12 protein-coding genes and 1 riboswitch are annotated in these 12,692 nt (G+C 58.2%); of the genes, 4 read left to right on the forward strand and 8 right to left on the reverse strand.

Annotated elements, in window-relative coordinates; all coding sequences use genetic code 11:
* Positions 1-37: 37 nt before the first annotated feature.
* On the forward strand, positions 38-889 hold the full coding sequence (locus GSF67_RS19430; RefSeq protein WP_006313376.1) for a LysR family transcriptional regulator: 852 nt from the start codon (positions 38-40) through the stop codon (positions 887-889).
* A 66-nt stretch (positions 890-955) separates the two neighbouring features.
* Here GSF67_RS19430 and GSF67_RS19435 read toward each other — a convergent pair whose 3' ends face one another.
* The 3 genes from GSF67_RS19435 to GSF67_RS19445 are packed head-to-tail and all read right to left on the reverse strand — an operon-like array spanning position 956 to position 3,305.
* A complete protein-coding gene (locus tag GSF67_RS19435; RefSeq protein ID WP_006313377.1) occupies positions 956-1,534 on the reverse strand; it encodes a GNAT family N-acetyltransferase in 579 nt (192 codons plus the stop codon).
* A 50-nt stretch (positions 1,535-1,584) separates the two neighbouring features.
* The gene (locus tag GSF67_RS19440) at positions 1,585-2,472 is read right to left on the reverse strand and encodes a LysR family transcriptional regulator (protein WP_006313378.1); all 888 of its coding nucleotides are present in this window, start codon (positions 2,470-2,472) and stop codon (positions 1,585-1,587) included.
* Positions 2,473-2,474: 2 nt separating this feature from the next.
* On the reverse strand, positions 2,475-3,305 hold the full coding sequence (locus tag GSF67_RS19445; RefSeq protein WP_006313383.1) for an acyl-CoA thioesterase: 831 nt from the start codon (positions 3,303-3,305) through the stop codon (positions 2,475-2,477).
* Positions 3,306-3,401: 96 nt separating this feature from the next.
* Positions 3,402-3,611, reverse strand: a riboswitch (cobalamin riboswitch).
* A 297-nt stretch (positions 3,612-3,908) separates the two neighbouring features.
* On the opposite strand from GSF67_RS19445, the gene GSF67_RS19450 reads away from it, so the two are divergent.
* From GSF67_RS19450 to GSF67_RS19460, 3 genes are all read left to right on the forward strand, one after another.
* Positions 3,909-4,892, forward strand: a complete 984-nt coding sequence (locus GSF67_RS19450; RefSeq protein ID WP_006313385.1) for a DUF1852 domain-containing protein — start codon at positions 3,909-3,911, stop codon at positions 4,890-4,892.
* A 25-nt stretch (positions 4,893-4,917) separates the two neighbouring features.
* Entirely contained in the window at positions 4,918-5,946 is a 1,029-nt protein-coding gene (locus tag GSF67_RS19455; RefSeq protein ID WP_035215531.1) for a methionine synthase, read from the forward strand.
* Positions 5,947-6,114: 168 nt separating this feature from the next.
* Positions 6,115-6,477, forward strand: coding sequence for a hypothetical protein (locus GSF67_RS19460; RefSeq protein ID WP_006313389.1), 363 nt, complete (start codon positions 6,115-6,117; stop codon positions 6,475-6,477).
* A gap of 116 nt (positions 6,478-6,593) precedes the next feature.
* Here the strand turns inward: GSF67_RS19460 and GSF67_RS19465 are convergent, their stop codons facing one another.
* The 5 genes from GSF67_RS19465 to GSF67_RS19485 form a co-directional block, all read right to left on the reverse strand.
* Positions 6,594-7,523 carry a sugar ABC transporter substrate-binding protein gene (locus tag GSF67_RS19465; protein ID WP_035215553.1) on the reverse strand — a complete coding sequence of 310 codons (930 nt, stop codon included), beginning with the start codon at positions 7,521-7,523 and terminating at the stop codon, positions 6,594-6,596.
* A 33-nt stretch (positions 7,524-7,556) separates the two neighbouring features.
* Positions 7,557-8,522 (reverse strand): ABC transporter permease, encoded by a 966-nt coding sequence (locus GSF67_RS19470; protein ID WP_006313393.1) that lies wholly within the window; start codon positions 8,520-8,522, stop codon positions 7,557-7,559.
* A complete protein-coding gene (locus GSF67_RS19475) occupies positions 8,519-9,517 on the reverse strand; it encodes an ABC transporter permease (protein ID WP_006313394.1) in 999 nt (332 codons plus the stop codon). The genes GSF67_RS19470 and GSF67_RS19475 overlap by 4 nt, the downstream gene beginning before the upstream one ends.
* Positions 9,514-11,013, reverse strand: coding sequence for a sugar ABC transporter ATP-binding protein (locus GSF67_RS19480; protein WP_176072068.1), 1,500 nt, complete (start codon positions 11,011-11,013; stop codon positions 9,514-9,516). The genes GSF67_RS19475 and GSF67_RS19480 overlap by 4 nt, the downstream gene beginning before the upstream one ends.
* A gap of 129 nt (positions 11,014-11,142) precedes the next feature.
* On the reverse strand, positions 11,143-12,654 hold the full coding sequence (locus GSF67_RS19485) for a UxaA family hydrolase (protein WP_006313397.1): 1,512 nt from the start codon (positions 12,652-12,654) through the stop codon (positions 11,143-11,145).
* Positions 12,655-12,692 lie beyond the last annotated feature (38 nt).

Consider the following 12,692-nt stretch of genomic DNA (forward strand, 5'->3'; position numbering starts at 1 on the left):
ATTAGGGGCTTGCAAGTTTCAGCGATAACAGTTTGTTATGAGTGCCATGCGCTCATTGGATCCCGAGGCCGTCGAGGCTTTTCTTCTCGTTGCCGAACTGCAGTCGTTCACGCAGGTTGCAGGCGTGATGAATACATCGCAGGCGGCAATATCCCTCCGTTTGCGCCGGCTTGAGGACATGCTGAGACATCGCCTGGTCGAACGGACTCCGCGCCGCGTGCGTTTGACGGCAGCAGGCGAACGCTTTCTGGAACCCGCGCGCGCCTATGTCGCTGCCGGCCGCCGTGCGCTTGATGTCTTTGGTCAGGAGCCGACGCGGCTGGCGATCGGTGTCACGCATCATCTGATCGGTGCCGACCTACCGCGGATACTTCGAGTGGTCAGCGAGCGCGTGACGAGCGTTACGCTTCATCTTCGCACCGCCGGCACCAGAACGCTGCTTGAACTCTATGATGCCGGAGAACTCGATGCGATCGTCGTGTTGCGGCACGATGATATCCGCCGGGATGGAGAGCCGTTGTTTCAGGAAAGCTTTGGTTGGTATGGCAGTGCGGATTTCGATCTGCGTTCAGACGTTCCCGTGCCTCTTGTGCTTCAGCCGGAACCTTGCAATTTGCGAGCCACGGCCCTTCGGGCGCTGGAGAGCGCTGATATCGCCTGGCGCGAGGTGTTCGTCGGCACCGGGGCAACGGCGGTGGGAGCTGCAGTCGAAGCCGGAATTGGTGTCGGGCTTCTGGCACAAAGTGCTGCTCCCGCCGGTGTGCGGCAAGTCAGGAGCCGCTCGCTCCCCGAACTTCCGAAACTGGATGTCGTGATGATTTCCACGGTCACCGGCGACCACGCGAATGCCGTGCTTCGACGGATCACAGGGGCATTTCGTCCCTCGTGAAGCGGTGGGTGTTTTGCGGCCCGAGGCGAAAAGTCTTCGATTGAAACACAAGGACATCCTTGTCGTTCATTCAGCATCCTCTTGGAGAGACTTCTCGAAGTCCACGCTGCTATCCGTTCCTCTTGGTGACGGATAGGAGAACCGGCCGAACTCGCTGTATCCCTGGCTTCTCCAGAAGCGAAGGGTGTCAGGTGTTTCTGCATCGGCATGAAGATAGGACGTGATGTAGCCCAGTTCGCGTGCTCTAGTCTCAAGAGCTGCCACGACCGACGACCCCATTCCTTTCCGCCGAGCGCCTGGCTCCAGATAGACCCGGGCGATCTGACACACCCCGTCCGCGTCGCGGTAGCGATCTCGCAACCGGTCTCTCGTGGACGGCTTTTTTTCCAGACCGTAGAGACCTCCAGAGGCGATGATGTGTCCTGCGTCGTCCCGGACGATAAGAAAACCTCCTCGCTCCCCGTTCGAAAACCAGTTTTCGGGAGCTGCTTTCAACAGTGAGTCCAGATCCGAGTGCCAGGCTGGCGTGTAACCGATCCCGTAGAATTCATTGATCATCCGTAGACAGAAAGCGCGCGCTTCCGCTTTTATCTCACTTGCAGTGTCATCTGCCAGCCATGCCGACGATGAGTTCTCAACATGCATATAGGTGCTTCCTCCTGCCAGGGCTGGCGAACTGATCGAAAATCGGCGCGTCAGGCTAATGTTTGACGCGACGTCTCGAGAAACCCGGCGATGAAATCGACAGTATCGTCACCATCTCTTAAACCGAGATGGATGCTTTTCTGGATACCGCTCTGACCGATGCGGACGGCGCGGACACCGAGTGTCGCCGCTTCCCGTCGCACCAGCCAATCGGGAATGGCGCTAACCCCGCGGCCTGCCGCCACGAGCTGGAGCATCATTTCCGTCGTTTCGATATTTCGGTGATGACGCGGGCGGCAATTGGCAGGCACCAGGAATTGCGTGAACACATCCAGCCGCTCAGGCGGTACCGGATAGGTGAATAGCGTCTCATCCAGCAGATCCGCAGGTTCGGCATGGCGTTTCAACGCCAGCGGATGATCGACTGGCACCGCGAGCACCAGTTCGTAGTCGAACACCGGCAAATAGTGGACCCCGGCCATCTCAATCGGATCCGGTGTGATCAGGATATCGATTTCATATCCAGCCAGTGCCGCCACGCCGCCGAAAGCGAACGAGGTCGTAAGTTCCAAGCCCACATCCGGCCATTCCATGAGGTAGGGTTTTGTAACACTCATCAGCCACTGGTAGCATGGATGGCACTCCATGCCGATCTTGAGCGAGCCTCGCTGCCCGTGGCGATAATCCGACAGAACATTCTCAGCCCTCTCGATCTGGGGCAGAACGCGCTGTGCCAGCGTCAGGATGTAGCGGCCTGCGTCGGTGAGACGAAGGTTGCGGCCATCCTTTTCCCACATCGCCACGCCGTACCGATCTTCCAACTTGCGGATGGTGTGGCTGAGAGCAGACTGGGAGACATTCAGCCGCTCGGCCGCGGCCGTGAGGCTGCCCATGCGATCAACTTCACGCAGTATAGAAAGATGTTGCCTGTCCAGCATGGCTATGCTCCTCCCTTGTCTAGGGAAACGACTTCGGCCGGGTCGCGAATGGGAGCCGGCCGGTGGTCCTTGTCGACCGCCACCATAGTGAAGTGTCCAGTGGCCGTGATGTGTCTCTCGCCTGTCAGAAGATTTTCGGACCAGAGTTTTGTCTGGATCGACATGGAGCTGCGGCCCACGCGTTCGACGTGTGCCTGCGCCTCGACAATTTCGCCGATCTCGATTGCCCTTGCAAAATCGATGCGCTCAGATGAGGCCAGCACCACCAGCTTGCCGCAGTAGCGCGACGCTGCAACAAAAGCGGCTTTGGTCATATAGGCAATAGCTTCGCCCCCGAACATCCGGCCGACGCTGTTTGCCTGATCCGGAAAGACGATCTCGACCATGGTGACGGCATCGCTTGGATCAGGTGTCTCTTCAGTGAGGAGTTCGGGCAGGACATAGCTCGCGGCGTCCTCACCTTCCGGTATGGCCACCATATGGAAGATGCCCCGCGTACAGGTGTGTCGCTGGCGGCCGATAATGGTTTCCGCCACCATTTCCACCTCGACCGTCAGGGAACGGCGTCCAGCCTTCACGGGTCTCGCCGTGAATTCGACGATATGCCCGATGCGTGCGGGTTGTCTGAAGTCGATACGTTCGCAGGAAGCGGTCACGAAGGGTGTCCGTCCGAAGCGGGTCGCCGCGATGAAGGCGACGCGATCCATAAGGGCAAGGCCGGTCCCCGCGAAGAGAGTGCCGTGATGGTTGGTATCTCCGGGAAAGACGATATCGATGAGACGGGTTGTCGCGCCGTGCTGAGCAGGCTTTTCTATCGTTGCGATCTCTGTCATCGGCTCTGCCTCAGGTTGCGGCAGGGCGGGACATGACGCAGAGGCAAAGGCACGGGAATACCTATCGCGAAAGCGGCACTCCGGGACACCCCGCCCGCGGACGTTATCTATCGCGGCAGGTCTCCTGGCTTGCGGGTCATAGCTTTGGTCCGTCTTCCCGAGGCCGGCCTCAGTGACATGATGGACTTTCGCTCGTCGCTTACAGTTGCGGGGGCAGCTTCGGATTCAGGCTGTGATTAAAGCCCTCACCGAATTCCCTCTTAGCTCCGGACCTTCGTCCGCAGAACCACGATGGCTAACCAATGTCGCATGTCGTTGAACTGGTCAAGGCATCTATCACCGGAATGTCATGGAAGCGTTGAGGGGTTCGCAGCAGAGGATCTTTAGTCCGGCGCTACGCCAAATCATGAACGTGGCTCATGCTTCAATGAGATAAAACCATTTTTACTCGATCAATGTCTCAGGCATATATCACGCACAGTCTCAAGTATGAGCAGCAGGAATGTTGCAGGCTGGAGATAATTGAAAATAATGTTTCATATATCCTGAAGCATAAGTCAAAAACTTCAGGTTTATATCGGGAGACAAGGACGTCGGATCGCGATGAGTAGAGATTTTAATTTTGATATTAAGAGAGTTACTTTTAATGAGGATTATTATCCTTCAGAAAACACGCGTGTTACGACCAACTTCGCCAATCTGGCTAGGGGAGAGAACCGTCAGGAGAACCTGCGCAATGCCCTGAGGATGATTGACAATCGTTTCAACACACTGGCGCATTGGGATAACCCTGAAGGCGACCGCTATTCTGTCGAGCTCGAAATCATATCCGTCGAAATGAATATTGGTGCTGAAGGCAGGAATGATGCTTTTCCGCTGATTGAAATCCTGAAAACGAACATCGTTGATCGAAAAACCAACGAGCGCATTGATGGCATTGTCGGCAATAATTTTTCTTCCTATGTCCGCGATTACGACTTCAGCGTCTTGCTGCCGGAGCACAACAGGGACCGGCCCCAATTCAGCACGCCAGACAAATTTGGCGATCTGCACGGAAACCTGTTCAAGTGTTTCCTGAACTCGGCTGCTTACAAAGAGAATTTCAACAAGCCGCCAGTCATATGCCTGAGTGCATCAAGCAGCAAAACCTATCACCGAACTGACAATCAGCATCCTGTACTGGGTGTCGAATACCGGCAGAATGAGTTCTCTTCGACCGACCAGTATTTCAAAAAAATGGGGCTGCAGGTCCGCTATTTCATGCCTCCGAATGGCGTTGCGCCATTGGCTTTTTATTTTGTCAGTGACTTGCTTGGCGACTACACCAATCTCGAGCTCACCAGCACCGTCAGCACGATGGAGACTTTTCAAAAGATCTATCGGCCCGAGATTTATAACGCCAATTCTGCGGCGGGCGCACGCTATCGGCCGGACCTGAACCACCAGGATTATTCACTCACTCGAATTGTCTATGATCGGGAAGAACGTAGCCGGCTAGCCATCGAGCAGGGCAGGTTTGCGGAGCAACATTTCATCACACCATACAGGACCATTCTCCAGCGATGGTCTACCGATTGCGCTCGTTGACGACCAAAACACAAGGTAACCTATCATGAAAACACTGTTGCCCACGTCAACCGCCGGCAGCCTGCCAAAACCCTCTTGGCTTGCACAACCTGAAAAACTCTGGTCACCCTGGAAATTGCAGGATGAGGAATTGATTGAGGGCAAACGAGATGCCCTGCGTTTGTCCCTGAACGACCAGCAACAGGCAGGCATCGATATTGTCAGTGACGGCGAGCAGACGCGCCAACATTTTGTCACGACGTTTATCGAGCACCTCAGCGGCGTTGATTTTGAAAAACGTGAGACCGTCAGAATTCGTAATCGCTACGATGCCAGCGTGCCGACGGTCGTTGGCGCAGTGTCTCGCGAAAAGCCGGTTTTTGTTGAAGACGCCAAATTCTTGCGTCAGCAAACCAGGCAGCCCATCAAATGGGCCCTGCCAGGTCCCATGACCATGATCGATACGCTTTATGATAGCCACTATAAAAGTCGCGAAAAACTGGCCTGGGAATTTGCCAAGATCCTCAATCAGGAAGCCAGGGAACTGGAGGCTGCTGGTGTCGACATCATTCAGTTCGACGAGCCCGCATTCAATGTCTTTTTTAACGAAGTGAATGATTGGGGCGTTGCCACGCTCGAGAAGGCAATCGAAGGGCTCAAGTGCGAGACTGCCGTGCATATTTGCTATGGTTACGGCATCAAGGCCAATACGGACTGGAAAAAGACTCTCGGGTCGGAGTGGCGGCAATATGAGGAAGCTTTCCCCAAACTGCAGAAGTCCAATATCGATCTGATCTCGCTGGAATGCCACAACTCCCGTGTTCCGATGGATCTCATCGAGCTCATTCGGGGTAAGAAAGTGATGGTTGGTGCCATTGACGTGGCAACCAGTGCAATCGAGACTCCCGAGGAAGTCGCGGATACACTGCGAAAAGCGCTTCGGTTTGTAGATGCCGACAAGCTTTATCCCTGCACCAATTGCGGCATGGCCCCCCTGTCGCGTCAGGTCGCAAGAGGCAAGCTGAATGCTTTGGTTGCAGGAGCGGACATCATCCGCAGGGAGCTTTCGGCCTAGTGCTCACGGATGCATGCTGTCTCACCCCTTAGGGCGAAGACCAAATTGGAGCACGGGGCGAATGCCGGCGGGTGCGGGGTCATATCCGCCATTGCCTCTCACGGCAGAGGCGCTATCATGGTCATGCTGTAAGATGGTAAGCTTTGGGAGGAGCGATACGTGAGACGGATGTGGCCAGACGAATTTGCCTTTCTGCTTGATGATGCGGAAGAGGTAGACCTTCATATTCCACCGGTAGCACATGACGATGGTTCGCCCGGCAAAGCGATATCCAGAAGGGCCCTGAAAGCCCGTATCAGCCAGCAGGATTTTGAGAAAATCTGGCCTCTCGCAGAGGTTCGCTATCGGTTGAACGGAAGGTTTACGGGTAAGGCGATTACGCTGATCGCCAACAACCCTCATTACCAGAAATGGCACCCCTCCGATGGTGGCAGTGTCGAGAACGTGTCCGATAGCGGCCAGAAACACACGACGTCCTATGTGATGGTGCACTTTCTTCTGGATGATGTTCGCGAACATGCTGAAGCCTGAAGGCCGCGGAGCCGTTTTCTGCCGATGACGATGGAATAAGCCGCGCAACCCAGATAGTTGCGCGGCCTGCTTTACATGCTGGCGCGTGACGCCCGCTTTTGTCCGTGTTGCATCATTCAGAAGGCGGGTTTTTCCTTTTCCACATTCGCCTTCGTCACAACCGTCAGCGGAATGGGCAGACGGGCGTCGATTTTCTTGCCGTTCAGGACATCTGCCATGGCGTTGATTGCCAGGAGGCCGTCCTCGATCGGGGATTGTACGATTGTGGCGTACATTTCACCGTTCCTGATCGATTCGAAGGCGTCTTTCTGGCCGTTGATGCCGACGATCGGCGGTGTCGCCTTGCCGGATTTTGCTTCTTTCCACGCGTCGATGAAGCCGCGTGCCATGGTGTCGTCATTGGCGTAGACGCCGGCGATCTTGTCGCCGAAACGGGTGATTAGGTCGCGGCTGGCGACTAGCGCCTTCTGCTGGTCGAAATCCGCATTGACCGTATCGAGAACTTCGATCTTGCTGCCGAGCGCCTTCAGCTTGGCGTTGAAGCCGTCGACGCGGCCGATGGTGGTGCCGTTACCGGCTTGGCCGGCGATGATGACGATGGAACCCTTGCCATCCAGCGCCTTCTGAAGCGCCTCGGCCGCCATTTCACCTTCGGAATAGACATCCGGGCCGGTGAAGGAGGTAACAAAGGGTTTGGCCGCATCATTCATCGGCGAATTGATGAGATTGACGGGAATGCCGGCCGCCTTGGCCTTGGCTAGGCCGGGAATATAGGCTTGCGGATCAAGCGGCCATAAAATGATGCCGGCCGCCTTGCGGGCAATGCAGGTGTTGATCTGCTGCACGCCGGTCTGGACATCGAAATTCTGGCTGAGGCTGAGAACCTCAACGCCGAGTTCCTTGGCCCGCACATCGATGGCCTTGTTGGCCGGCGTGACATAGGCGTGGGAATCGGCGGCCGTGACGTAACATACCGTCTTGGCCTCGGCGAAGCCGGCCGAGGCGATAAGCGCCGCCACACCAGCAAACAGGGTCTTTTTATTCATGATCACAAACTCCTCCTTAAGTGACATGTCTGGTTAAAGGGATTTCAGTATCGGTATTGCCGGACGCGGTCTTGCGCGCACGGTACGGTCAAGCACGACCAGCAGGATCAGGATCAGTCCGTTGACGATCTGCTGGACGTAGGCCGGCACGGACTGGAACTCCATCGCCGTGGTCAGTGCCGCAATCGTGAGAACACCGCCGAGCGTGCCCAGTGCCGACCCGCGGCCGCCTTCCAGCCGGGTGCCTCCCACTACGACGGCGGCAATGATGACGACGGTGATTTCCGCACCGAAGACGGGCGAACCCGTATTGGTCGTCAGGCTTTCGAAAACGCCTGCCAGGCCGGAGAGCGCGCCCGCGAAAACGAAACCGAGGAACAGGGTTCTGCCCGATGATATGCCGCTCGCCTCGGCGGCGACGGGGTTCGATCCGACTGCGAAGAGGTTGCGGCCTGAAACGGTGCGCCGCAGCCAGAAATCGAGCATCACGATGCCGGCCATAAACAGGGCGCTGCGGGCCGTGAAAATTTCCGCATAGACCTGCGACAGGGTGACGGCGAAGGTAATGTCGGTGCCGGACACCGGCTGGCTGCCGGTGATCCAATGCGCCAGCGACCGGAAGATCAGCATGCTGGCAAGCGTCGCTACCAGCGCATTGATCTTGAAGACAACGGTAAGAATGCCGTTGAAGACACCTGCGGCGATACCGGTCAGCACCCCGAGCGCTGCCGCCGGCCATATGCCGAGCTCAGCCTGCAGCGAAATAGCCACGATGCCGGAGAGCGCAAAGACCGCGCCGACGGAAAGATCGATCTGCCCGGCGATGAGCAGCACCGTCAGGCCGATGGCGACGATGCCGATCGACGCGCCGCGATCGAGACCGAGGCTTGCGGTGGTGAGACTGACAAAGCCGGGCACGGTCAGCGCGGCAATGACCAGCGTCGCTCCCAATATGATCGTCACGCGATAGCGCGACAGTGCAGACAATAATTCATTCATGCCACGGCCCTCCGGCGAAGCGCGACGTCGAGGGCGACCGCAAAGGCGATGAGCAGCCCGAGGACGAAACCCTGGATCGGGGTGGGAACACCCTGCAGCACCATGACATTGGTCAAGAGCTGGACGAGGACGAGGCCGGCGATGGCGCGCGGCACCGAGCCGAAGCCGCCCATGATCGAGATGCCACCAACCACGACGGCGGTGATGGCGCTGAATTCATACCCCGTTCCGACCAGTGGACGTGCGCTTTGCAGGGTGAGGCCGAGCAGGCCACCGCTGAGGCCGGATGCCAGCCCGGTGATGACGAAAGCGCCGGCCTTGACTGCCCGGACCGGCACGGTGCTGGCCCGCGCCGCCCGGTAATTGCCGCCGGTGGCGAGTGTCCATCGGCCCCAGACGGTACTCGACAGGACGAAATGGCCTGCCACCGCGACGGCGAGAAACACCAGCACGACCAGCGGAATGCCGAGAATGCGGCTTTTGACGAAGGCGGCGATGGCCGGATCAGTCCCATAAACGATCACGCCGCCGACCGCCGCCTGCACGATGCCGAGAATGATGGTGCCGAGGCCAAGGGTGGCGATGATCGGATTGACGCCGATATAACCAATCAGCAATCCATTGATGAGACCGCAGGCGCCGGCGAGTGCGATAGCGACCAGAAAGGCCGGAACCGCGCCGATCTCCGGCTGCAACGCCAGAGACAGGATCGCGCCGCAGGCGATGGTTGCCGGCACCGACAGGTCGGCGAGCCCGCCGGTGACGAGGACGAAGGTCATGCCGACGACCACGATGCCGACAATGGCCATGGATGTCAGGATATTGATGAAATTGCCTGTCGTGAAGAAGACCGGGCTTGAAAACGAGCCGTATAGGATCACGAGAAGAATGGCCAGCAGAAGGCCGCCTTTGGCGAACAGGCCCGCCAGCCGCCCGCCGCGATGAAAGCGCGGGGCGACATTGTGCTTTTCGGTGGTTGCGGTGATGTCGCTCACGCTGGTTCTTCCCCTGTTGCAAGCGCCATGATGCGCTCTTCCGTCAAGTCTCCGCGTGCAATCGGAGAGGAGGCGCGTCCATCGCGCATGACCACCACCCGGTCGCAGACCCCCATCACCTCAGGCAGTTCCGACGAGATCATCACCACCGCCATGCCACCGGCCACGAGTTCGCCGATGATGCGGTGGATTTCCGCCTTCGCGCCGACATCGACGCCGCGTGTCGGTTCATCGAGGATCAACACCTTCGGTCCCGCCGCCAGCCAGCGCGAAATGATAGCCTTCTGCTGATTGCCACCCGAAAGCAGGTTGATGCGCCGCTCCGGATCGGGCGGGACGATGGAAAAATCGCGCGTATATTTCGCCGCCAGTTCCCGATCCCCGCTCATGCCGATGCGCCCGAGACGGCTCAGACGTCGCAGCACCGGCAGGCTGATGTTTTCGCGCACGCTCATGGACGGCACGATGCCATCGCCTTTCCGATCTTCGGGAACATAGGCGACCCCCGCCTTGACGGCCGCTGCCGGTGAACCAATCGTAACGGCCTTGCCGTTTATCTCGATCCTGCCCGCAGCCAGCGGCGCAAGGCCGAAAATCGCCTGGGCGACCTCGGTGCGGCCGGCGCCCACCAGACCAGTTAGCCCAAGGATTTCGCCCGATCGGACATCGAAACCGATGTCATGGAATTTTTCGCCGTCGCTCAGTCCCGTGACCTTGAACGCCACCAGGCCGATCTTCGATGGTGTTTTGGGAAAGACATTGGCAACTTCGCGGCCGACCATGAGGCGGATCATTTCGGCGGCGGTGATGCCGGCGGCCGGTCGGGTGTCGATCATGCTGCCATCGCGCAGGATGGTCACGTCATCAGCGATATCAAGCACTTCTTTCAACCGATGGCTGATATAGATGATGGCGATGCCCTGGCTTTTCATCTTGCGAAGGATGGAAAACAGCGCCGCGGTCTCATGCTCGCTCAGGCTGGACGTCGGCTCGTCAAGGACGATGATACGCGGATCGGCGGAATAGGATTTGGCAATCTCGACGAGCTGCTGCTGGCTGATCGGCAGATCACCGAGCCGCGCCTTCGGGTCGATCGCCGCTTCCAGTTCTTTCAAAACCGCAGCCGCCTTGCGCAGCATGGCCTGCCTGTCGACCAGGAAGCGGCGGCGCGGCATGCGGCCGAGATAGATATTTTCCGCAACGGTAAGGTCCGGAACGAGGTTCAGCTCCTGATGCACCATGCGGATGCCGAGTTTCTGGGCGTCGGCCGGCCGGCGCATCTGCACCTCCACGCCCGCGATTTCCGTCGTACCGGTGGTGGGAGCATAGCTGCCGCTCAGGATTTTCATCAGCGTCGATTTACCAGCGCCGTTTTCACCGACGACGGCGTGGATGCGACCGTATTCGACTGTGAAATTGACGTTGGACAGCGCTTTTACACCGGGAAATATCTTGCTGATCCCCCGCATGCGCAGCGCACTCGCCGTTGCCGTCATATTCTCCTCCCAGAGCATTCAAAGTTTTGTTACATTAATATAATAGTTGTGGCAAGCGAATGCCCCTTGCGTCTTTCCTTGTTGCCAGGCCTTTGGCTCAGGCGTTTTCCGAAACCTCGGGCCGGTCGCTTACATCGTCGCGCCGATGGACCATGGGACGAATTCATTGTCGCCATACCCCAGAAGCTCGGATTTTGTGCGCTCGCCGGAGGCGACGGCTAGGATTCTCGTGAAGATTTCTTCGCCCTTCTGCTGCAGCGTCGTGCCGTCAAGTACGTCACCACAATTGATGTCCATATCTTCTCCCATTTTCTCAAAGATGTAGGAATTGGAAGCGAGCTTGATTGAAGGGGTGGGCTTGCAACCAAACGCCGAGCCCCGCCCGGTGGTGAAACAGAGAATATTGGCGCCACCCGCCACCTGGCCCGTGGCTGAAACGGGGTCGTAACCGGGCGTATCCATGAAGACCAGCCCCCTGGCGTCCACCGGTTCGGCGTAGTTGAATACTGCCGTCAGATTGGTCGAGCCGCCCTTCATCGCCGCTCCCAGCGATTTTTCGAGAATGGTCGTCAGGCCGCCCGCCTTGTTGCCGGGGGAAGGGTTGTTGTTCATCTCCATGTCGTGCCGCCGGGTATAGTTCTCCCACCAGCGGATGCGTTCGGCCAGCTTCTCGCCGACCTCCGGTCGTTCCGCCCGGCGGATCAAAAGATGCTCCGCGCCGTATATTTCCGGGGTTTCCGAGAGGATCGCGGTTCCGCCTTCGGCGATCAATATATCGGCGGCAATACCGAGCGCCGGATTGGCCGTGATGCCGGAATAACCGTCCGAGCCGCCGCATTGCAATGCCAGCATCAGTTCCGAAGCGGGGGCGGGGACACGAATGGCCTTATTGACCACCGGCAGCATCTCGCGGATGGCCACGACGCCGGCCTCCACCGTTTTGCGCGTGCCACCAAGTTCCTGAATGGTAAGCGTGCGAAAGGTCTCGCTTTCCCTTAATCCGTAAGCATCCATCCAGCGCGGGATCTGAAACGCCTCGCAACCCAGCCCCACCATCAGCACGCCGCCGACGTTGGGGTTCTGTGCCACGCCCCATTGGGTGCGCTTCAGCAATTCGTAGGCCTCGCCATGGATATCCAATCCGCATCCGGTGCCGTGGACGAGCGATATGACACCGTCCACATTCGGGAACTGGTCGAGAATGCCGGAGCGGTTGATCTCATCGGCGATAAAGCGCGAGGCGGTGGCGGAACAGTTCACCGAGGTGAGAACGGCGATGTAATTACGGGTGCCGAAGCGTCCGCTGGGGCGTCTGAAACCGTTGAAGCTGCGGCGTTTCTCCGGCTCGACATAGCGCGTCGGCCTTGCTTCCTCGCCACTCGCATAACCGCGTTCGAAGCTCTGCATCGTCACGTTATGTTCGTGGACCCATTGCCCCGGCTCGATGTCCTGCGTGGAAAAGCCGATAATCTGGCCATATTTGACGATCGGCGTCCCGTTTGCGATCGCCTGCAGGGCCATTTTGTGACCGCGCGGAATACGCTCGCGCGCAGCAACCTCTGCCACGCTCTCACCCGGCGCGATCGGTTCGACGGCGACGATGATGTTATCGGTTTCAGTCAGTTTGATGTAGCGAGCCATGATTTCTCTGCGTGAAACAGGCGGAAGCCAGAAATTCG

It is taken from the genome of Agrobacterium sp. CGMCC 11546 (assembly GCF_013365515.1).
Lineage (GTDB): Bacteria > Pseudomonadota > Alphaproteobacteria > Rhizobiales > Rhizobiaceae > Agrobacterium > Agrobacterium fabrum.